Origin of the sequence: Malikia granosa (assembly GCF_002980595.1) — a bacterium.
Classification (GTDB): Bacteria; Pseudomonadota; Gammaproteobacteria; order Burkholderiales; family Burkholderiaceae_C; genus Malikia; species Malikia granosa.
The window spans coordinates 50,771-69,892 of the sequence record NZ_PVLQ01000031.1 but is presented as its reverse complement, the minus strand read 5'-3'; the positions used below and the strand labels follow the sequence as shown (position 1 = coordinate 69,892).

Annotated in this window: 23 protein-coding genes; 12 read left to right on the top strand and 11 right to left on the bottom strand. The window is 67.2% G+C overall.

Annotated features, from left to right (window positions below; translation table 11 throughout):
• Nucleotides 1-119 precede the first annotated feature (119 nt).
• From C6P64_RS10025 to flgA, 4 genes are all read right to left on the bottom strand, one after another.
• Entirely contained in the window at nt 120-1,679 is a 1,560-nt protein-coding gene (locus C6P64_RS10025; protein ID WP_105748423.1) for a methyl-accepting chemotaxis protein, read from the bottom strand.
• Between the two features lie 110 nt (nt 1,680-1,789).
• Nucleotides 1,790-2,257, bottom strand: coding sequence for a flagella synthesis protein FlgN (locus C6P64_RS10020; protein WP_105748422.1), 468 nt, complete (start codon nt 2,255-2,257; stop codon nt 1,790-1,792).
• 2 nt (nt 2,258-2,259) lie between these two features.
• Complete coding sequence (flgM, locus tag C6P64_RS10015) at nt 2,260-2,562, bottom strand: flagellar biosynthesis anti-sigma factor FlgM (protein ID WP_211296825.1); 303 nt, start codon at nt 2,560-2,562, stop codon at nt 2,260-2,262.
• 93 nt (nt 2,563-2,655) lie between these two features.
• Nucleotides 2,656-3,348, bottom strand: coding sequence for a flagellar basal body P-ring formation chaperone FlgA (flgA, locus tag C6P64_RS10010; RefSeq protein WP_105748420.1), 693 nt, complete (start codon nt 3,346-3,348; stop codon nt 2,656-2,658).
• Nucleotides 3,349-3,533: 185 nt separating this feature from the next.
• Between flgA and flgB the strand changes: the two genes are divergently transcribed.
• The 12 genes from flgB to C6P64_RS09950 all read left to right on the top strand — a co-directional run bounded on the left by flgB (nt 3,534) and on the right by C6P64_RS09950 (nt 15,003).
• Entirely contained in the window at nt 3,534-3,932 is a 399-nt protein-coding gene (flgB, locus tag C6P64_RS10005) for a flagellar basal body rod protein FlgB (RefSeq protein ID WP_105748419.1), read from the top strand.
• Between the two features lie 5 nt (nt 3,933-3,937).
• The gene (gene flgC / locus C6P64_RS10000) at nt 3,938-4,339 is read left to right on the top strand and encodes a flagellar basal body rod protein FlgC (RefSeq protein ID WP_105748418.1); all 402 of its coding nucleotides are present in this window, start codon (nt 3,938-3,940) and stop codon (nt 4,337-4,339) included.
• A 13-nt stretch (nt 4,340-4,352) separates the two neighbouring features.
• On the top strand, nt 4,353-5,015 hold the full coding sequence (locus tag C6P64_RS09995) for a flagellar hook assembly protein FlgD (protein WP_105748417.1): 663 nt from the start codon (nt 4,353-4,355) through the stop codon (nt 5,013-5,015).
• Nucleotides 5,016-5,045: 30 nt separating this feature from the next.
• A complete protein-coding gene (locus tag C6P64_RS09990) occupies nt 5,046-6,533 on the top strand; it encodes a flagellar hook protein FlgE (RefSeq protein WP_105748416.1) in 1,488 nt (495 codons plus the stop codon).
• Nucleotides 6,534-6,559: 26 nt separating this feature from the next.
• Complete coding sequence (gene flgF / locus C6P64_RS09985; RefSeq protein WP_105748415.1) at nt 6,560-7,300, top strand: flagellar basal-body rod protein FlgF; 741 nt, start codon at nt 6,560-6,562, stop codon at nt 7,298-7,300.
• Nucleotides 7,301-7,338: 38 nt separating this feature from the next.
• Nucleotides 7,339-8,121, top strand: a complete 783-nt coding sequence (gene flgG, locus C6P64_RS09980; RefSeq protein ID WP_105748414.1) for a flagellar basal-body rod protein FlgG — start codon at nt 7,339-7,341, stop codon at nt 8,119-8,121.
• A gap of 13 nt (nt 8,122-8,134) precedes the next feature.
• The gene (locus C6P64_RS09975) at nt 8,135-8,797 is read left to right on the top strand and encodes a flagellar basal body L-ring protein FlgH (protein WP_211296824.1); all 663 of its coding nucleotides are present in this window, start codon (nt 8,135-8,137) and stop codon (nt 8,795-8,797) included.
• Nucleotides 8,797-9,912 carry a flagellar basal body P-ring protein FlgI gene (locus tag C6P64_RS09970; protein WP_105748412.1) on the top strand — a complete coding sequence of 372 codons (1,116 nt, stop codon included), beginning with the start codon at nt 8,797-8,799 and terminating at the stop codon, nt 9,910-9,912. Before C6P64_RS09975 ends, C6P64_RS09970 begins: the two co-directional genes overlap by 1 nt.
• A gap of 8 nt (nt 9,913-9,920) precedes the next feature.
• Nucleotides 9,921-10,865 (top strand): flagellar assembly peptidoglycan hydrolase FlgJ, encoded by a 945-nt coding sequence (flgJ, locus tag C6P64_RS09965; protein ID WP_105748411.1) that lies wholly within the window; start codon nt 9,921-9,923, stop codon nt 10,863-10,865.
• A gap of 71 nt (nt 10,866-10,936) precedes the next feature.
• A complete protein-coding gene (gene flgK, locus C6P64_RS09960; protein ID WP_105748410.1) occupies nt 10,937-12,586 on the top strand; it encodes a flagellar hook-associated protein FlgK in 1,650 nt (549 codons plus the stop codon).
• A gap of 20 nt (nt 12,587-12,606) precedes the next feature.
• Entirely contained in the window at nt 12,607-13,521 is a 915-nt protein-coding gene (flgL, locus tag C6P64_RS09955) for a flagellar hook-associated protein FlgL (RefSeq protein ID WP_105748409.1), read from the top strand.
• Between the two features lie 60 nt (nt 13,522-13,581).
• The gene (locus C6P64_RS09950; protein WP_245911692.1) at nt 13,582-15,003 is read left to right on the top strand and encodes a methyl-accepting chemotaxis protein; all 1,422 of its coding nucleotides are present in this window, start codon (nt 13,582-13,584) and stop codon (nt 15,001-15,003) included.
• A gap of 27 nt (nt 15,004-15,030) precedes the next feature.
• On the opposite strand, the gene fliR is transcribed toward C6P64_RS09950, so the two are convergent.
• The 7 genes from fliR to fliL are packed head-to-tail and all read right to left on the bottom strand — an operon-like array spanning nt 15,031 to nt 19,102.
• Nucleotides 15,031-15,819, bottom strand: coding sequence for a flagellar biosynthetic protein FliR (fliR, locus tag C6P64_RS09945; protein WP_105748408.1), 789 nt, complete (start codon nt 15,817-15,819; stop codon nt 15,031-15,033).
• Between the two features lie 3 nt (nt 15,820-15,822).
• A complete protein-coding gene (fliQ, locus tag C6P64_RS09940) occupies nt 15,823-16,092 on the bottom strand; it encodes a flagellar biosynthesis protein FliQ (RefSeq protein ID WP_105748407.1) in 270 nt (89 codons plus the stop codon).
• Nucleotides 16,093-16,102: 10 nt separating this feature from the next.
• On the bottom strand, nt 16,103-16,873 hold the full coding sequence (gene fliP, locus C6P64_RS09935) for a flagellar type III secretion system pore protein FliP (protein ID WP_105748406.1): 771 nt from the start codon (nt 16,871-16,873) through the stop codon (nt 16,103-16,105).
• Nucleotides 16,863-17,198: a flagellar biosynthetic protein FliO gene (fliO, locus tag C6P64_RS09930; RefSeq protein WP_105748405.1), complete on the bottom strand. Its 336-nt coding sequence runs from the start codon at nt 17,196-17,198 to the stop codon at nt 16,863-16,865. The genes fliP and fliO overlap by 11 nt, the downstream gene beginning before the upstream one ends.
• A complete protein-coding gene (gene fliN, locus C6P64_RS09925; RefSeq protein ID WP_105748404.1) occupies nt 17,195-17,608 on the bottom strand; it encodes a flagellar motor switch protein FliN in 414 nt (137 codons plus the stop codon). The genes fliO and fliN overlap by 4 nt, the downstream gene beginning before the upstream one ends.
• Complete coding sequence (gene fliM / locus C6P64_RS09920) at nt 17,598-18,602, bottom strand: flagellar motor switch protein FliM (protein ID WP_105748459.1); 1,005 nt, start codon at nt 18,600-18,602, stop codon at nt 17,598-17,600. Before fliM ends, fliN begins: the two co-directional genes overlap by 11 nt.
• Nucleotides 18,603-18,604: 2 nt before the next feature.
• Complete coding sequence (gene fliL, locus C6P64_RS09915; RefSeq protein WP_105748403.1) at nt 18,605-19,102, bottom strand: flagellar basal body-associated protein FliL; 498 nt, start codon at nt 19,100-19,102, stop codon at nt 18,605-18,607.
• Nucleotides 19,103-19,122 lie beyond the last annotated feature (20 nt).

Genomic DNA, 19,122 nt, shown 5'->3' with positions numbered 1-19,122 from the left:
CAAGCGGCTGCCAGCTCCGGAGCAGTACGGCTAATGCGGGTCTTCTTGTCGTTTTACGGCCCGCCGCACAGGCGGTCGGGGACCGTGCCCGGCCGGACCAGCCCCGGCGCTGCGGGGCCTCAGGCGATCTTGAAGACGCGCACCACCTCGTCGAGCTGCGACGCCTGCTGCCGCAGGCTGTCGGCCGCGGCCGCGCTTTCCTCCACCAGCGCCGCGTTGCGCTGGGTCATGTTGTCGAGGTTGGCAATCGACTGGCTGATCTCGGACACGCTGGTCGATTGCTCGATGCTGGCCTGCGAGATGTTCTCGATCAGCTCCGACAGCGAGCGCACCTGGACCACGATATCGTTCACGCTCGCGCCGGCCTGGGTGACCAGTTCGGCGCCGGCCTTGACCCGTTCCCCGCTTTCGGCGATCAGCGACTTGATCTCCTTGGCGGCGGAGGCGCTGCGCTGCGCGAGCTGGCGCACCTCGGTCGCGACCACGGCAAAGCCGCGCCCCTGTTCGCCAGCGCGCGCGGCCTCGACCGCGGCATTGAGTGCCAGGATATTGGTCTGGAAGGCGATGCCGTCGATCACGCCGGTGATGTCCGTGATCAGGCGGCTGCTCTGGCTGATCTGCTCCATGGTCGAGACGACCTGCGCCACCACCTCGCCGCCATGGCTGGCGGCATCGCTGGTCTGGCGCGCCAGTTCGCTGGCCTGGCGCGCGCTCTCCGCATTGCTGTCGACCGCGCTGGTGATCTGGGCCATCGCTGCCGCCGTGCGCTCGAGGTTGATCGACTGCTCCTCGGTGCGCTCTGCCAGCATCGCGCTGCTTTCCGAGATTTCGCGCGAGCCGTTGGCGATCGTCTCGCTGCCATGCCGGACCCGGGACACGATCTTGATCAGGTTGTCGTGCATGGTCTTGAGCGCGGCCAGCATCGCGCCGGCCTCGTCCTTGCCGCTCACGACGATGTCTGCCGTCAGGTCGCCGCTGGCCACCGTGTCGGCCACGCGCACCGCCTCGGCCATCGGCCGCGTGATCGAGCGGGTCGCGACCCAGGACAGCCAGATGCCCAGCAGCAAGGCGCTCAGCGCCGTCACGCCGATGACGCCGTTGACGGTCTGCATGCTGCCGTTGGAGGCCTGGAACTCCTCCTCGGCCTGCTTGATCTTGAGCTGGATCAGCTGGTCCAGCGGCTCCTGCGCCTGCGGCGCCAGCGGCGTGATGAAGCGGATGTAGAAGTCGGAGGCGTCGTCGTAGCGGTCGCCGACCATGGCCTCGTTGGCCGGCGTCAGGCCTTGCTCGAACAGCGCCCGCCTGCGCTGGTCGAAGCTCTGTGCCAGCGCCTTTTCCTGCGCCGTCTGCGGCTGCCTCTGGTAGGCCTTCCAGAGATCCGTGATGGTGGCCTGGTTGCGCTCGAACTCGCTGCTCTTGGTCTCGACCGTGTTGCGGTCGGGGCTCAGCAGCATTTCCATCACCAGGATGCGGTTGCGCTGGATCAGCTGGTTCAGGCTCGCGAGCTGCTGCGCCGGAACCGCCCTGGCCTCGTAGATCACGCGCGTCTTGTCGTTCAGGTGCAGGTTGGACAGCGTGCCGAGCAAGGCCATGCCGCCGATCAGCAGCAGCAGCAGGGCTGAGCTCAAGGCAAGTCGCTGGCCGATTTTCAGATTGCGACTATATTGATGAAATGACATGCAATGTGAAAAATGTTAGGTCGATGACCCAATGCTTTCACATTAGTTTGAAATTTTCATGAAATAGCATTCTGCAAAAGCAGAATTTATCGGTCGGACGACCGAAGCGCTCAGCCCAGGATGGTCTTGAAGTGCGAGCGCCTGCCCGTCAGGCCGCGCTGTCCGTACAGCTCGGCCTCGCCCGGGCCGCGCAGCGTCGCGAGAGCCGCCTGGTTGCGCACCGACAGGCGCTGGATCAGCAGGCCGTTGGTGCGGTTGAGTTCCTGGGCGCGCTGCGCGCCATCGAGCAGCTCGCGCCACTGTGCCTGCAGCGCTGGGTCGGACTGGCCGGCGACCCAGGCGGCCACGCTGCTGTCCTGCTCGGGCAGGCCGGCCTGCCCGAGCAGGCGGCGCAGCTGCTGGTGCAGCGTGACGAAGCTGGCGATCAGCTGCGACTTGCCGTGCGCGGCCTGCGACAGGGCGTCGGCATCGTTGTCGAGCAAGGCGGCTTCCTCCTGGCCGAGTACCTCGAGCAGCTGCAGCGCGAGGGCATGCTCCTGTGCCAGGCTGTGCGCGATCGCGGCATCGGTGGCGTTCATGTTCAGGCCGAGCGCGAATTGCTGCGGATCAGGTCCTTGACCGTGCTCAGCAGGCCGTCGGCCACCTTGCTCGAGTCGACCTGGAAGCGGCCCTCGGCGATCGCTTCCTTGATCGACTGCACCTTCTGGGCATCGAAGCTGCCGCCGCCGACCTGGCGCGAGAGCTGCTGGAGCTGGCCCGACATGTGGACCGTCGCCGTCTGGCTGCGTGTGGCCGTGCTGGCCTCGAGGGGCTTGGCGGTGCTGGCCGGTGCGGAGCCGACCGCCAGGCCGGGCATTTTGCCGATCGATGGGTCAATTTTCACGGGGGTATCCTGACATAGGGGGACTTGGTACTGCCTTGCTTAGTCCAGTTTACGGCCGAGCGGGCGCAAACTTGAGCCTGCCTGGCGGTCGCTTCACGGTTCCAGCTCGACCCAGCCCCCGGCCTGGGCCTTGCCGCTGACCGTCTGGCCCGATGCCACGCGCACCTGGACCGACTGTCCCGCGGCGGCGTTGCCCAGTGCCCGGCCTTCGGAGTCGATCCGGAAGCCCGCGCCCTCGAGCACCAGCTTGACGGTCTGTCCGGCGCTCACGACGTTGATGCTGCGCAGCCATTGCAGGCGCAGCGGCGCGCCTGCTGCCACGGCCGCCGTCAGGCTGCGGCCCAGCCATTGCTTCTCGTCGGTCACGGCCCCCGGCGGCAGGTTCTCGGCGTAGGCCTGCCCGATCGTCAGGTCCTCGGCTTGCAGCAGATGCCCGGCTTGCAGCGGCACCTTGGCCAGGTAGTAGTTGCGCGACTCCTGGATCGTCGCGCTCAGATAGACTGTCCAGGGCTGGGGCTTGTGGCAGCGCACCCCGACGCGCAGCTGGCCGCGCAGCGGCTGCTGGGTCGCGGGCAGCAGCACCTCGGGCTTGGGGCAGGCCGGCAGCTGCAGCTGCGGGTCCGGCGGGCTCACGCTGACGCGGCTGGAGGCTGGCAGCTGGGCCGTCAAGGCCTCGCTCACCTGCGCGCGCAGCGCGTCGGGCGAATGCCGGGTCGAGGGCTGCGCCTGTGCTGCCAGGCAGGTCAGCAACAGGCAGGCTTGCAGCAGGCGGTGGAGTCGCATCATGGTCGATACCGAGTGTAGGCGGATTCCCACACCGTTGGCACGGCTCTAACAGCCAAGCTGAATGCGGTTTTCGGCTTTGTTTGCCCGATCGCCGGCCGCAAAACCTGCGTAAAGTAGCACAATCCCAGTCATTGCGGTTCCGCCCTTGGGAGCGGATCGCTGCTGGGTTTTCAACGGAGGCCGAGATGGCAGGAAGACTGGACGAGGCGCTGGGGTTTCACGAGCAGGCCCTGCGACTGCGGGCACAGCGCCAGCAGCTGCTGGCGACCAATATCGCGAATGCCGATACCCCCCACTACAAGGCGCAGGATTTCGATTTTGCCCAGGCCATGAAGGCGGCGATGGCCGGTGCGGCCGGCAATGCGCAGGAGCTCAGGCGCACCCATCCCGCCCACCAGGGGCCGGTCCCGGGCGGCATGCCGCAGGCCCAGCCGCGTCCGGTCGTGCAGGCCAGTCGCGACGGCAACACGGTCGACCTCGACATCGAGCGCAGCGCCTTCACCGAAAACGCGCTGCGCTACGAGGCCGGCGTGACCATCCTGTCCTCCAAGCTCAAGGGCTTGTCATCCGTCATCCAGGGCTGATCATCATGTCCTTGCTCAATGTCTTCCAGGTCGCCGGTTCGGCCATGACCGCGCAGGCGCAGCGCCTCAACGTCGTGGCCAGCAACCTCGCCAACGCCGAGAGCACCAGCGGTCCCGATGGCCAGCCCTACCGGGCCAAGCAGCTCGAGTTCATGGCCGCTGCGCTGCCGGGCGGCGCGACCGGGGTCAAGGCCGGCCCGGTGGTCGAGGACCAGAGCCCGCCGCGCCTGCTCTACAACCCCGCGCATCCCCAGGCCAATGCCCAGGGCTATGTCGAGATGCCCAATGTCAACGTGGTCGAGGAGATGGTCAACATGCTGTCGGCCTCGCGCTCCTACCAGACCAACGTCGACACCCTCAATGCCGCCAAATCCATGGCGCTCAAGACACTGACCATCGGTCAGTGAGAAAGTCCATCCCATGGCAGTCAACAGCATCAGCTCGAACACCGGGGTCGCGGCCCAGACCAGCGCGTCCAGCGCCAGCGGCAGCGTCGACGACGCCCAGTCCAACTTCATGAAGCTGCTCGTGGCCCAGATGCAGAATCAGGATCCGATGAACCCGATGGACAATGCGCAGATGACCTCGCAGATGGCCCAGCTCAACATGGTCAGCGGCATCAACCAGCTCAACACCACGCTGTCCTCGGCGCTGTCGAGCTTCCAGGCGACCCAGACCATGCAGGCCTCGAGCCTGATCGGGCGCGAGGTGCTGGTGCCGAGCTCGACGCTGCAGCTCAGCGCAGGCCAGGCCAAGATGGGGGTCGATCTCGCGCAGTCGGCCGACAGCCTGAAGCTGACCGTGCTCGACAGCACCGGCCAGGTGCTGCGCACGATGGACCTCGGGGCAAGTGCCGCGGGTGTCCGGCAGCTGTCCTGGGATGGCGCCACCGATGCCGGAGCCGCAGCGGCCGACGGCAGCTACAGCTTCAAGCTCGAGGCCTTGCGCAACGGCCAGTCGGTCACGGCGACTGCGCTGTCGGCGGCCCAGGTCGGCGGTGTCTCGCTGAGCAACAACAACGTGCGCTTGAGCCTGCCCGGTCTGGGCGAGGTGGCTCTGGCCGACGTGCGCCAGGTGCGCTGATCTTCTTTCACATTTTCAAGGGTTACGATCATGGCCTTTCTGATTGACAACTCCGCCGTCAAGTCCTCCGCCAAGCGGCTCGAGGTCATCGGCAACAACGTCGCCAACGTCAACACCGTGGGCTTCAAGGGTTCGGATTTCGAGGATGCGCTGGCGTCCGCCCTGAACACCGAGACCGGCATGCGCGCCACCGGCGGCCGCCAGAGCTTTTCGCAGGGCGACATCAGCGCCACCAACAACCCGCTCGACATCGCGATCAGCGGTGCCGGCTTCTTCCGCGTCGAAAGCGGCGACCGGGTGACCTACACCCGTGGCGGCCAGTTCAACCTGAACAAGGATGGCGAGATCGTCAACTCGATGGGCGACAAGCTGACCGGCTTCCTGGCCGATCCGGCCAGCGGCCTGATCAAGACCGGCAAGCCGGTGCCGCTGACCATCAGCCAGGCCAACGATGCGCCCAAGCCGACTTCCAAGGCCACGCTCGAGCTGATGCTCGACACCCGTTCCGCCCCGGTTTCCGCTGCCGGCGCCGCCTCGACCGCCGACAAGGCCGCGATCGCGAAGGCCGGCGCCTCGCAGGCGATTGCCGTGGCGGCGCAGGAAGCCTCCGACGCCGCGGCCGCCAAGGCGGCGGCCCTCGCGCTCGACCCGAATGCCACGGCCGCCGACAAGACTGCCGCCGACGCGGCCGCTACTGCCGCCGCTGCTGCCGCCGCCACTGCCGCGGCAGCCGCCGCCGTCGATGCGCCGGCTGGCGAGGCCGCCCTCAAGACCGTCTCCGATGCCGCCTACGCGGCCTTCGATCCGACCGATCCGACCACCTACACCCATTCCACCACCACCACGGTCTATACCGCCCAGGGCAAGGAGGTCGGGGTCCAGACCTTCTATGTCAAGCTGGCCGACAACACCTGGGATGTCTATGCCTGGCAGGGCGGTGCCGACAAGCCCGCCAAGCTCGGCGGGCTGACCTTCGACTCCAAGGGCCAGGTCCAGTCCTCGACGGTCTACGACGCGGCCACTGGCACCAGCAGCCCGGCGACTACCAAGGGGCAGTTCGGCATCACGGTCGACAACACCAAGATGGCGATCGACCTCGGCAGCGCGACCCAGTATGGCTCCAAGTTCACCGTGCGGGTCAGCCAGGACGGCCGCGGCGCCGGCCAGTTGCTCAACTACAGCGTGGCCGAGGACGGCATCATCACCGCGCGCTACAACAACGGCAACAGCAAGGTGCTCGGCCAGGTGGTGCTGGCCAACTTCCGCAGCCTCAACGGCCTGCATGCCGTGGGCAACAACCAGTGGCTCGAGACCTCGGCTTCGGGCTCGGCCGAGATCAACCAGCCCGGCGTCGGCGTGCTCGGCTCGCTCAAGGCCTCGTCGACCGAGTCGGCCAACATCGACCTCACGCTCGAGATGATCAAGATGATCTCGGCCCAGCGCAGCTTCCAGGCCGCCGCCGAGATGATGCGGCGCCAGGACGAGACCATGCAGACCGTGGTCAACATCGGTCGCTGATCGCGGCTCGCCTTCCGGACTGAACCATGGACCGTCTGATCTACACCGCCATGACCGGCGCCAAGCAGGTTGCCGAGCAGCAGACCACGGTGGCGCACAACCTCGCCAACGTCAACACCGGCGGTTTCCGCGCCCAGATCGACGCCTTTCGCGCCATGCCGATACCGGGGGGCGAAAAGCCGACCCGGGCCCAGGTGCAGAACAGCACCGTGGCGGCCGACTTCACGCCGGGGGCGATCCAGCAGACTGGCCGCGTGCTCGACCTGGCGCTGCCCGGTGCGGGCTGGCTGTCGGTGCTGGGCGCCGATGGCCGCGAGGCCTATACCCGCAGCGGCTCGCTCAAGCTCGGGCCCGACGGTGCGCTGCTGACCCAGTCCGGCCTGCCGGTGCTGGGCGAGGGCGGGCCCTTGAACCTGCCGCCCGATGTCGAGCTCCTGGTCGGCCGCGACGGCACGATCTCGGCGCTGCAGCCGGGCGCGAGTCCGGCAGTGGCGGAGCAGGTCGGTCGCCTCAAGCTCGTCAATCCGCCGCAGGCCGGCCTGGCGCGCGGCGACGACGGGCTGTTCCGGCTGCGCAGTGGCGCCGATGCCGAGGCCGATCCGACCGTCACGGTCGAGTCGGGCGCGCTCGAGGGCAGCAACGTCAATGTGGTTGACGCCATGGTGCGCATGATCGACCTGGGGCGCCAGTTCGACACCCAGATGAGCCTGCTCAAGCATGCCGACGGCAACGCCAGCAAGGCCGACCAGGTGCTCAACCTGATGTGATCGCCATCGATCATCACGAAACGACTAAGGAACAAGCCATGCTTCGCTCACTGTGGGTGGCCAAGACGGGTCTGGAGGCGCAACAGGCGCAGATGGACGTCATCACCAACAACATCGCCAACGTCAACACCAATGGCTTCAAGCGTTCGCGCGCGGTGTTCGAGGACCTGCTGTACCAGTCCGTGCGTCAGCCTGGCGCGCCGTCCTCGCAGCAGTCCCAGTTTCCCACCGGCCTGCAGTTCGGCACCGGCGTCAAGCCGGTCGCGACCGAGCGGCTGCACACCCAGGGCAACCTGATGCAGACCGGCAACAGCAAGGACATCGCGATCGACGGCAAGGGCTTCTTCCAGATCCAGATGCCCGACGGCACGATCGCCTATACCCGCGACGGCTCCTTCCACGTCGATAACCAGGGCCAGCTCGTGACTTCCAGCGGCTACCTGCTGCTGCCCCAGATCACCGTGCCGGCCGAGGCCCAGGTCCTGACCGTGTCGCGCAACGGCCAGGTCAGCGTGACCGTGCAGGGTACGGCGGCCGCGCAGGAGCTCGGCACGCTGCAGCTGGCGTCCTTCATCAATCCGGCCGGCCTCGAGGCCAAGGGCGAGAACCTGTATGTCGAGACCGGCGCCTCGGGCGCGCCCATCGTCAACGAGCCCGGCACCAACGGCCTGGGCCAGCTGTCGCAGGGCTTCGTCGAGGCGGCCAACGTCAACGTGGTCGAGGAGATGGTCAACATGGTGCAGGCGCAGCGCGCCTACGAGCTCAACAGCAAGGCCGTGACCGCGTCCGACCAGATGCTGCAGAAGATCGGCCAGCTTTGATCCGGTGATGTCCATGTTCAAGTCTTTGGCCGCCTCTCTCTGCCTGGCCCTGGCCGGCTGCAGCGCGGTGCCCCCCAGTTCCATCGTGCCTTACCCGACCAGCGCGCGCGCGCAGCCGGCGGCCCTGGCCAGTCCCAGCCCGGGCGCGATCTTCCAGGCCCAGGGCTATCGTCCGCTGTTCGAGGACCGGCGCGCCCGCGCGGTCGGCGACGTGCTGACCATCGTCATCAACGAGAAGGCCCAGGCCGACAAGCGGGCCTCGGCCTCGGCCAGCAGCTCGGCCAGCGTCAACAGCCAGGCCAGCAAGCTGTCGCTGCTGCCGGCCACCGTCTCGGACTGGCTCGGCCTGAATGCTGGCGGCAGCAATACCTCGAGCAACAAGGAGGCCGGTGCGGCCGGCTCCAACTTCCTCGGCACCCTGGCCGTCAGCGTGATCGAGGTCCTGCCCAACGGCAACCTGCTCGTCAGCGGAGAAAAGCAGATCGGCCTCGACAAGGGGTCCGAGTTCATCCGCTTCTCCGGCGTCGTCACGCCAGCCTCGATCAGCTCCGGCAACACGGTGCCGTCGACCCAGGTCGCCGACGCGCGGCTGGAGTACCGCACCAACAGCCAGATCGACAAGTCCCAGCTCGCCAGCATGCTCAACCGCCTGTTCTACAGCGTCCTGCCGCTTTGATGTCATCGTCCATCCCGTTTTCGCTGCCCGGCCTGCACCGCGCCCTGCTGGTCCTGTGCCTGCTGCTGGCCGGCCCGGTCCAGGCCGAGCGCATCAAGGATCTCGCCACCCTGCAGGGCGTGCGCGACAACCCGCTGCTGGGCTACGGCCTGGTGGTGGGCCTCGACGGTACCGGCGATCAGTCGCCGTTCACCGTCCAGGCGGTCGTCAACATGTTGCAGCAGATGGGGCTGAGCCTGCCGCCGGGCGTCAACCTGCAGGCCAAGAACGTTGCCGGCGTGATGGTGACGGCCAGCCTGCCGGCCTTCGTCCAGAGCGGCCAGTCGCTCGACGTGACCGTCTCCTCGATGGGCAGCGCCAAGAGCCTGCGCGGCGGCACCTTGCTGATGACGCCGCTCAAGGGCGCCGATGGCCAGGTCTATGCGCTGGCGCAGGGCAATGTGCTGGTCGGCGGTGCCGGCGCCTCGGCGGGCGGCGGCAAGGCGCAGGTCAACCACCTCAATGTCGGGCGTATCAGCGGCGGCGCCACGGTCGAGCGCAGCGTGCCGACCGCGCTGGGGCAGGGTGACACGGTGACGCTCGAGCTCAAGGACAGCGACTTCGGCACCGCCAGCCGGGTCGTCGAGGCCTTGAACCGGCGCTTCGGGCCGGCCACCGCCGCGGCGCTTAACGGGCGCGTGATCCAGGTGCAGGCACCGCAGCAGCATGACCAGCGCGTCGCCTTCCTGGGCGCGCTCGAGTCGCTCGAGGTCACGCCGACCCTGCAGGCGCCCAAGGTGGTGCTCAATGGCCGCACCGGCTCGATCGTGATGAACCAGGCCGTCACGATAGAGCCCTGTGCCGTGGCGCATGGCAACCTCTCGATCGTGATCGGCAGCAGCGCCGAAGTCAGCCAGCCCGCGCCGCTGTCGCAGGGTCAGACGGTGGTGACGACCCGCACCAATATCGACATCAAGCAGGAGGCCGGCCAGCTGATGCTGCTGCCGCGCGCCGTCCAGCTGGCCGACGTGGTCAAGGCCCTCAATGCGATCGGAGCCACGCCGCAGGACCTGCTGGCCATCCTGCAGGCCATGAAGGCGGCCGGCGCCTTGCGGGCCGAACTTGAAATCATCTGAGTCTCGCCATGAGCCTGAAGCCGCTGAACGACCCCAACAGCCTGGCACTCGACGTGCAAGGCCTGAACTCATTGCGCCAGTCCGCCAAGCAGAACTCGCCCGAGGCGCTCAAGGCCTCGGCCAAGCAGTTCGAGGGACTGTTCATCAACATGATGCTCAAGAGCATGCGCCAGGCCACGGCCGCCTCGGGCCAGGAGCAGAGCCAGGACAGCCAGCTCTACACCTCGATGCTGGACCAGCAGCTGAGCCAGACCATGGCGCAGCGCGGCATCGGCCTGGCCGACATGATGTTGCGCCAGATGCAGCGCCAGCCTGGCGCGCTCCCAGGCGCCAATGCCGCGGGCGCGCCTGACAGCCCGGCCGGCCAGCTCTCCGGTGCCGGCAGTCCCGCGACCGGTGGCACCAATGGCAATGCCGCGGCAGCCAGCGTTGCGGCTGCTGACGCCAGGCGCCTGGCCCGCCCGGCCGGCGCGGCGCCCAAGACCGGCGTGGTCGAGCGGGTGCAGGACTTCATCCAGGGCGTTGGCCAGCATGCCGAGGAGGCCGCGCAGCGCACCGGGCTGCCGACCTCGTTCATCGTCGGCCAGGCCGCGCTCGAAAGCGGCTGGGGCCGGCGCCAGATCAAGATGGCCGACGGCACCACCAGCCACAACCTGTTCGGCATCAAGGCCGGACCGAACTGGAAAGGCAAGGTGGCCGAGGTCGTCACGACCGAATATGTCGGCGGCGTCGCACAGCGCCGGGTGGCGAAATTCCGCGCCTACGATTCCTATGCCGAGGCCTTCAACGATTACGCCTCGATGTTGCTCAAGAACCCGCGCTACCAGTCGGTGCTGGCCTCGGGGCAGACCGTCGCCGGCTTTGCCCAGGGCATGCAGAAGGCCGGCTATGCGACCGATCCGGCCTATGCCGACAAGCTGGCCCGGGTGATCCGGCGCACCCTGTCGACCTGATTCGCCCTGGCTGGCTCATGTTTGGCGCCTGGCTGCCGTTATAGCTGTAGGGCGTCCCTGAAAGCATCATCATGGCCAATATCTTCTCCATCGGACAAAGCGCGCTGAGCGTCGCGCAGGCAGGCGTGAACACGGCCGGCCACAACATCGCGAACGTCAACACGGCCGGCTACAGCCGCCAGACCGTGGTCCAGGTGGCATCCCAGGCCGGTGGCCAGGTCATGTCCAATGTGAGCATGGGCGCCCAGGTGGCCGAGGTCAAGCGCAACTACAGCAGCTTCCTGGGCAAGCAGCTGCTGTCGACCCAGTCGCAGGCGAGCCAGCTCGAAGTCCAGTACGGCCGGACCCAGCAGATCGACAACCTGCTGGCCGACAGCTCGGTCGGTCTGGCACCGGCGATGCAGGACTTCTTCAACAGCCTGCAGAACGTCTCGACCGCTCCGGGCGATTCCACGCTGCGCCAGAGCGTGCTGTTCAGCGCCGAGTCGGTGACCACGCGCTTCAATGACATGGGCGGCCAGCTCGACGAGATCCGCCAGGGGGTCAACAGCCAGATCGAATCCCAGGTGCAGGAGCTCAATGCCGCCGCGCAGCACCTGGTGAACCTGAACCAGGCGATCGTAGGCTCCAGGGGCCCGTCTGGCGGCCAGTCCAACGACCTGCTCGACCAGCGCGACCAGTTGCTGCGCGACCTCAGCAAGGTCGTCAGCATCTCGGTCACCGAGCAGGACGACCAGGTCAGCGTCTTCATCGGCAACGGCCAGCCCCTGGTGGCGGGCACCACGGCCTACCAGTTCAAGACCCAGCCCTCGAGGACCGACAGTGGCCGCCTCGAGGTGGCACAGGATTTCGGCAACCAGGCCGGGTCGCCCCTGTCGAGCCAGCAGTCGGTGGGGGGCGCGCTGGGGGGCCTGCTCGCCTTCCGGGACCAGGTGCTGGAGCCGGCGCAGAACGCGCTGGGCCTGGTTGCGCTCGGCCTGGCCAGCAGCCTCAATGCCCAGCAGGCCCAGGGCTATGACCAGAGTGGCGCTGCCGGCAAGCCCCTGTTCGATCTGCCCCCGGTGGGCGTCAGCCCGTCCAGCGCGAACCAGGGCGGCGCCAGCCTGGGCGCCGAGCTCGGCGATATCTCCAAGCTGACGGCCAGCGACTTCACCTTCCGCCGCACCGGCGACCAGTACCAGCTGCTGCGCAGTCCGGACCAGCAGCTCGTCGCCAGCTCGGCCAACGCCGACGAGGTGCTGGCGGCCAGCGCCGAGCAGGGCTTCACGCTCCAGCTCAGCGGCGCGCTCAATGCCGGCGACAGCTTCCTGATCCGGCCCACGGCCAACGCGGCGCGAGGCATCGGCGTGGCGCTGCAGGATGGCCGTGATCTTGCCCTGGCCTCGGCCCAGACCGCCGCGGCTGGCGACAGCGGCAACCTGCGCCAGATGGTCGCGCTGCAGAACGCCAAGACGATGAACGGCGGCACCAGCAGCATCCAGTCGACCTATGGCCAGCTGGTCGGTCGCATCGGCAGCCAGACGCGCGAGCTGCAGCTCACCAGCCAGTCGGCCACGCAGATCAACGCCCAGACCGAAACCGCCCTGCAGAATGCCTCGGGCGTCAACCTCGACGAGGAGGCGATCGACCTGATGCGCTACCAGCAGGCCTACCAGGCCGCCGGCAAGGTCATGCAGATGGCGCAGCAATTGTTCAGCACCGTACTCGACATGGGCCGCTGAGCCCTGAAGGAGCACCCGCCATGCGTATCAGCACCCAGAACTTCTACAGCGGCAGCGGCTCCCGCCTGTCCGACCTGCAAGCCCGCGTCGACCATACGATGCAGCAGATTACCTCGCGCAGCAAGTTGCAGACGCCGTCCCAGGACCCTGCCGCCGCCGTGCGCACGCTCGAGGTCACCCAGTCGATGGCCGTGCGCGAGCAGTTCGGCAAGAACCGCGAGAGCGTGCGCAGCAACCTGGGCCTGGCCGACAGCACGCTCTCGAGCATGCTGGACAACCTGGCCGGCATCAACGAGCAGATCATCCTGGCCAACAACAGCACGCGCACCAGCCAGGACCTGGCCAGCATCGCCACTGTCCTGAAGGGACAGCAGGACCAGATGCTCGCCCTGGCCAATACCACCGACAGCAGCGGCAACTACATCTTCTCCGGCCAGCAGTCGTCGATCAAGCCTTTCCAGAGCGATGCCGAAGGCGTCAGCTACCAGGGCGATGAGCAGCCGCAGATGGTGCAGGTCGAGACCGGACGCGAGATGGCGATCCGCGAGGGCGGCCGGTCGCTGTTTCCCAAGGACGGCAGCAACAAGGACCTGTTCGCCCTGCTCGGACAGACGATTGCCCAGCTGCAGGATGGCAGCCTGACCCCGGCGCAGCGGGCCGACTCGCTCAAGGCCCTGGGCCAGTCGATCGAGTCGACCCAGGTCGCGCTCAGCAGCCGCCAGACCGCCGTCGGCGTTCACATGGGCGAGCTCGACCGGCTCGACGACCTCAGCGGCTCGCGCCTGCTGCAGAGCACCGAGGAGCTGTCCAGCCTGCAGGACCTCGACTACAACAAGACCTTCTCCGACCTGTCGCGCCAGCTGTTGTCGCTGCAGGCAGCGCAGAAGTCCTTCCAGATGGTCAGCAGCCTGAGCCTGTTCAACTACCTGAGCTGAGTCCTGTCATGGGATGGGGCTACGATATCGGTTTCCACCTCCGCCATTCGATCTTTCCACGTGACCCAGCTGTCTGAGCGCTCCCCCCTCCTGGCCCACCGCGACTGGCTCGGCGACCAGGTTCTCCTGATTGCGATCGCGTTGAGCGCCCTGGGAGCGGTCGCGCTGGGGCTGCAGTTCGTCCAGGCCACCCTGGCCTTCGTCGCCGTGATCCTGCTGGTCGCCGTGGCGGGGCTGGCCTTCGCGCTGGCGCGCGGCACCCTGGCCTCCAGGCTGATCCTGACCGCCTGCCTGGTCGGCCTGGTGATCCTGCATATCCAGCTCTCGCGCGGCACTGTCGAGTACCACTTCGGCGTCTTCGCCACGCTGGCGCTGGTGATGGTCTATCTCGACTGGCGCCCGATCCTGCTGACGGCAGGCCTGTTCGCGCTGCACCACATCGTCTTCGACCGCCTGCTGGCGGCGGGCCTGGGCTTCTACTGCCTGAACGAGCCCGATTTCGGTCGCATCCTGTTGCATGCCTTCTACGTGATCGTCCAGACCAGCCTCGAGCTGATGCTGGTACGCGGCATGGCGCAGGCCGCGCGCGAGGGGCAGGAGCTGCAGCAGATGGTCCAGCGCATCAACCAAGCCGACGGCATCTCGCTGCAGCTCGACGGGCTGGCAGCCAGCACCGCCCTGGGCCAGGCCCTGCAGCAGGCCTTGCAGCGCATGCAACTGGCGGTCGGCACGGTCAACCAGGTCGCGGCCAGCATCCGCGTCGCCAGCGCCGAGATCGCCAGCGGCGACCACGACCTCAGCCAGCGCTCCGAGAGCACCGCCAGCAGCATCGAGCAGACCGCTGCCAGCATGGAGCAGCTGACCAGTTCGGTGCGGCAGACCGCCGATGCGACCAGCGAGGCCATGGCCATGGCGGTCGAGAACGCCGAGGTGGCGCAGCGCGGCGGCGAGGTCGTCGGCCAGGTGGTGAGCACGATGAACGAGATCAACCAGAGCAGCCAGAAGATCGGCGACATCATCGGCGTGATCGACGGCATCGCCTTCCAGACCAACATCCTGGCGCTCAATGCGGCGGTCGAGGCCGCGCGCGCCGGCGAGCAGGGCCGCGGCTTCGCGGTGGTGGCGACCGAGGTGCGCAGCCTGGCGCAGCGCAGCGCGGTGGCGGCCAGGGAGATCAAGGACCTGATCGGCGCCAGCGTCGACAAGGTCGAGCAAGGCACCCGCCTGGTGCAGTCGGCCGGCAGCACGATCACCGAGGTCGTGAGCAACGCCCGTCGCGTGAGCAGCCTGATGAGCGACATCAACCGCCTGTCGGCCGAGCAGTCGGAGGGCATTGGCCAGGTCAACCAGGCAATCGTCCTGATCGACGAGATGACGCAGCGCAATGCCGCCATGGTCGATCAGTCGATGGCTGCCGCCGAGAGCCTGCACCAGCAGGCCGAGCAGCTGGTCGAGGCGGTCAAGGTGTTCAAGTCGGCCTGAAGCAGCCGGCCCGGGCCAACGCCTGGTTCAAGCCGGGCTCAGGGCCAGCGTGATCTGGCGCACCATGGCCAGTCCCTCGCGCAGGGCATCGAGCATGGGCTGGCTCCAGTAGGGCAGGCTGAGCATGATCATCACGAAGCCCACCGTCATCGTGATCGGAAAACCGATGCCGAACAGGTTGAGCTGGGGCGCCGCCCGGGTCAGCACGCCGAGCGCCATGTTCGTGATCAGCAAGGCGGTGATCGCCGGCATGGCGAGCTGCAGGCCAAGGCCGAAGATGCGGGCGCCCCAGTAGGCGATCTGCTGCAGGCCGCCGCGCTGCACCGGTTCGGTCGTGACCGGCAGCAGGGTGAAGCTCTCGACCAGGGCCTCGAGCAGCAGCAGATGCAGGTCGCTGCCGATGAACACCAGCAGCAGCAGCAGCGACAGGAACTGGCTGATCACCGATGATCGGCCCTGCGAGCCCGGATCGAAGAAGGTCGCGAAGCCCAGCCCCATGGTCATGCCTATCATCTCGCCAGCCAGCTCCACGCCGGTGAAGATGATGCGCAGCATGAAGCCCAGCGCCAGTCCGATCAACATCTGCTGCGCCAGGATCAGCAGGCCGGCCCAGGACAGCGGGTCCTGTTCGGGAAACGGCGGCAGCGTCGGCGCGACGATCATCGCCAGCAGCAGGCCCAGGCCCAGCTTGACGCGGATCGGTATGCTCTTGTGGCTCAGCAGCGGCGCGCTGGCGATCACGCCGAGGATGCGGGTCAGCGGCCAGAGAAAGGCGCTGACCCAGCCGAACAGCTGCTCGGTCGTGAACTCGACCATGCCTTAGCCGGCCAGGGTGGGCAGGCTGGTCAGCATCAGCTTCAGGTAGTCGGTCAGCACGCCCAGCATCCAGGGGCCGGCGAGCACCAGCGTGGCAAAGATGCCCAGCAGCTTGGGGATGAAGGACAGCGTGGCTTCGTTGATCTGGGTCGCGGCCTGGAAGATGCTCACCACCAGGCCGATCACCAGCGCGACCAGCAGCAGCGGGGCGGCGACCATGACGGTCACCTCGATGGCCTGGCGGCCCAGCGTCATGATGTTGTCGGGGGTCATCGGATCTCCTTCAGGCAAAGCTCTCGGCCAGCGAGCCCAGCAGCAGCTGCCAGCCGTCGACCAGCACGAACAGCATCAGCTTGAACGGCAGCGAGACGATCGAGGGCGAGACCATCATCATGCCCATCGACATCAGCACGCTGGCGACCACCATGTCGATGATCAGGAAGGGCAGGAAGACCGCAAAGCCGATCTGGAACGCGGTCTTGAGCTCGCTCGTGACGAAGGCGGGCACCAGCACGCGCAGCTGGACCTCGCTGGCGTCCTGCGGTGCCGGCTGGCCGGACAGCTTGACGAACAGGGCCAGGTCAGCCTGGCGCGTCTGCTTGAGCATGAAGCCCTTCATCGGCTCGGCCGCCCGCTCGAGCGCCTGGCTGACCGAGATCTTGTTCTCGGCCAGCGGCTGGTAGGCCTCGACATAGACCCGGTCGAGTACCGGGCTCATGACGAACAGGCTCAGGAACAGCGCCAGCCCCACCAGCACCTGGTTCGGCGGTGTCGACTGGGTGCCCAGTGCCATGCGCAGCAGCGACAGCACGATGATGATGCGCGTGAAGCAGGTCATCATCAGTACCACCGCCGGCAGGAAGGTCAGCGAGGTCAGCAGCAGCAGGATCTGCAGGTTCAGGCTGTAGCTCTGGCCGCCATTGGCCGAGCGCGCCAGCTCGAGCCCCGGCAAGGCCTGGGCCTGGGCGGCCAGCGGCAGGCAGGCCAGCGCGAGCAGCAGACCGGCCAGTCCGGCCCGGCGCCCCAGCTGGCGGGAGGGGGCTTCAGCGCTCATGGTGCCGGTTCAGGTAGTTGTTGAGCCAGGAATTGGCTGCGCTGCGCGGATCGGCAGCCTGGCCTGGCAGATCGGTCGGCGGCGCCGGCAGCTGCAGCAGGGTGTTGACCTGGCCCGGGGCCACGCCGACCAGCAGCCACTGTCCGCCGACCTCGAGCAGCACCACCCGCTCGCGCGCGCCCAGGGCGGCGCTGGCGTGCAGCTGGATCAGCGCGCCCTGGCCCGTGCGTGGCTGGTACAGGCGCTGCAGCAGCCAGGCTGCCGCCGCGATCAGTCCCAGCACCAGGCCGAGCGCCAGCGTGATTTGCAGCAGGCTGCCCATCATCGGTTGAGCTTCCTGATCCGTTCGGCCGGACTCGTGATGTCGGTCAGCCGGATGCCGAACTTGTCGTTGACCACCACCACCTCGCCCTGGGCGATCAGGCAGCCGTTGACCAGCACGTCCATCGGTTCGCCGGCCAGGCCGTTGAGCTCGATCACCGAGCCCTGGGCCAGTTGCAGCAGGTTCTTGATCGCGATCTTGGTGCGGCCCAGCTCGACGGTCAGCTGCACCGGGATGTCGAGGATGAACTCGATGTCATGCGTCGTCCCGGACTTGACGTTGCGGTCCCCGAAGTCCTGGAACACGTTGGCCGCTGCTGGCTTGGCCTGCAGCGCCTCGGCCTGTCCCTGCTCGGACAGCGCGGCACCCCAGTCGTCGGCCGTGATGCCGCCTTCCTTGTCGTCATTGCTCATCTTGGACTCCTTGCGATAGCATGCTCTTGCCGCCTTGCAGCAGCTTCTCGACCCGCAGCGCGTACTGGCCGTTGAGTTGGCCGTAGCTGCATTCGAGCACCGGTACCTCCTCGATCTTGAGCTCGACTGTCTTCGGCATCTCGATCGGGATCACGTCGCCGACCTTGAAATTGAGCACGTCGCGCAGCGTCGAGGGGGCGGTGCAGAGGTTGGCGACCGCCTCGACCTCGGCGACCTGGATCTGCTGCTTCATCTGCTGCACCCAGCGCTGGTCCAGCGTCAGCGACTCGCCCTGCATATTGCTCGTCAGCAGGTCGCGGATCGGTTCGATCATCGAGTAGGGCGTGCAGATATGCATCTCGCCGCCGACCACCCCGAGCTCGACGCTGAAGGTGGTCACCACCACGATCTCGTTGGGTGTCGCGATGGTGGCGAACTGGGTGTTCATCTCGGAGCGGACAAACTCGAACTCGATCGGGTAGACCGATTCCCAGGCCTTGGCATAGTTCTCGAAGATGATGGCCAGGATGCGCTGTATCGTGCGCTGCTCGGTCTGGGTGAAGTCGCGGCCCTCGATCCGGGTCTGGAAGCGCCCGTCGCCGCCGAAGAAGTTGTCGACGAACAGGAACACCAGGTCGGGGTCCATCACGACCAGTCCCGTGCCGCGCAGCGGCTTGATCTGCACCAGGTTCAGGTTGGTCGGCACGACCAGGTGGCGCAGGAACTCGCTGTACTTGATCACGCGCACGCTGCCAGCCAGCACCTCGGCGCTGCGGCGCAGGAAGTTGAACAGCCCGACGCGCAGGAAGCGTGCGAAGCGGTCGTTGAGCAGCTCCAGCGTAGCCATGCGGCCGCGCACGATGCGCTCCTGGGTGGCCAGGTTGTAAGGCCGGATGCCCTCGGTGTTCGGGGCCGGCCCGGCGACATCCTGTTCCCCGGTCACGCCCTTGAGCAGGGCATCGACTTCGTCCTGGGACAGGAACTTTTCGGTCACACTCATTGAATCACGAACGAGGTAATGAAGACGTTGCTGATCTTGACTTCGGGCAGGCCGGGAGCGAAGGGCTCGCGCACGGCGGCCATGATCTCCTCGATCAGATGCTGCTTGCCCTCGGTGCTCGAGATCTCCTCACCGGTCTTGGACGATATCAGCATCAGCAGGCGGCTGCGCACTTGCGGCAGGTAGACCTTGAGGTGTTCCACTTCCTTCTGGCTGGCCAGCTGCAGCGTGAGGGCGATCTGCAGGAACTGGCCGTCGCCATTGAGGTTGACGGTGAAGGGCTCGAGCGGATGGAAGACCGGGGGCTGCAGGGCGGCGGCGGCCTGCTCCTCGGCATGGGATTCCTGTTTGGAGGAACCCTTCCAGATGAACCAGCCGCCCGCCGCGCCAGCCCCGACCAGGGCCAGCAGCGCAATCGGCAGCCATTTTTTCCAGGCTGGTTTCTTGTCTGCGCCGGCATCGGCGTCGGAGGATTTGGGGGCAGCAGTGGCCATGTGACTTGGAATGAAGAGAA

What these genes read in the sequence shown, in the direction of transcription:
- C6P64_RS10025 (WP_105748423.1), bottom strand. Translation starts at nt 1,679, where the DNA reads ATGTCATTTCATCAATATAGTCGCAATCTGAAAATCGGCCAGCGACTT.
- C6P64_RS10020 (WP_105748422.1), bottom strand. Translation starts at nt 2,257, where the DNA reads ATGAACGCCACCGATGCCGCGATCGCGCACAGCCTGGCACAGGAGCAT.
- flgA (WP_105748420.1), bottom strand. Translation starts at nt 3,348, where the DNA reads ATGATGCGACTCCACCGCCTGCTGCAAGCCTGCCTGTTGCTGACCTGC.
- flgB (WP_105748419.1), top strand. Translation starts at nt 3,534, where the DNA reads ATGGCAGGAAGACTGGACGAGGCGCTGGGGTTTCACGAGCAGGCCCTG.
- flgC (WP_105748418.1), top strand. Translation starts at nt 3,938, where the DNA reads ATGTCCTTGCTCAATGTCTTCCAGGTCGCCGGTTCGGCCATGACCGCG.
- C6P64_RS09995 (WP_105748417.1), top strand. Translation starts at nt 4,353, where the DNA reads ATGGCAGTCAACAGCATCAGCTCGAACACCGGGGTCGCGGCCCAGACC.
- C6P64_RS09990 (WP_105748416.1), top strand. Translation starts at nt 5,046, where the DNA reads ATGGCCTTTCTGATTGACAACTCCGCCGTCAAGTCCTCCGCCAAGCGG.
- flgF (WP_105748415.1), top strand. Translation starts at nt 6,560, where the DNA reads ATGGACCGTCTGATCTACACCGCCATGACCGGCGCCAAGCAGGTTGCC.
- flgG (WP_105748414.1), top strand. Translation starts at nt 7,339, where the DNA reads ATGCTTCGCTCACTGTGGGTGGCCAAGACGGGTCTGGAGGCGCAACAG.
- C6P64_RS09975 (WP_211296824.1), top strand. Translation starts at nt 8,135, where the DNA reads ATGTTCAAGTCTTTGGCCGCCTCTCTCTGCCTGGCCCTGGCCGGCTGC.
- C6P64_RS09970 (WP_105748412.1), top strand. Translation starts at nt 8,797, where the DNA reads ATGTCATCGTCCATCCCGTTTTCGCTGCCCGGCCTGCACCGCGCCCTG.
- flgJ (WP_105748411.1), top strand. Translation starts at nt 9,921, where the DNA reads ATGAGCCTGAAGCCGCTGAACGACCCCAACAGCCTGGCACTCGACGTG.
- flgK (WP_105748410.1), top strand. Translation starts at nt 10,937, where the DNA reads ATGGCCAATATCTTCTCCATCGGACAAAGCGCGCTGAGCGTCGCGCAG.
- flgL (WP_105748409.1), top strand. Translation starts at nt 12,607, where the DNA reads ATGCGTATCAGCACCCAGAACTTCTACAGCGGCAGCGGCTCCCGCCTG.
- fliR (WP_105748408.1), bottom strand. Translation starts at nt 15,819, where the DNA reads ATGGTCGAGTTCACGACCGAGCAGCTGTTCGGCTGGGTCAGCGCCTTT.
- fliQ (WP_105748407.1), bottom strand. Translation starts at nt 16,092, where the DNA reads ATGACCCCCGACAACATCATGACGCTGGGCCGCCAGGCCATCGAGGTG.
- fliP (WP_105748406.1), bottom strand. Translation starts at nt 16,873, where the DNA reads ATGAGCGCTGAAGCCCCCTCCCGCCAGCTGGGGCGCCGGGCCGGACTG.
- fliO (WP_105748405.1), bottom strand. Translation starts at nt 17,198, where the DNA reads ATGATGGGCAGCCTGCTGCAAATCACGCTGGCGCTCGGCCTGGTGCTG.
- fliN (WP_105748404.1), bottom strand. Translation starts at nt 17,608, where the DNA reads ATGAGCAATGACGACAAGGAAGGCGGCATCACGGCCGACGACTGGGGT.
- fliL (WP_105748403.1), bottom strand. Translation starts at nt 19,102, where the DNA reads ATGGCCACTGCTGCCCCCAAATCCTCCGACGCCGATGCCGGCGCAGAC.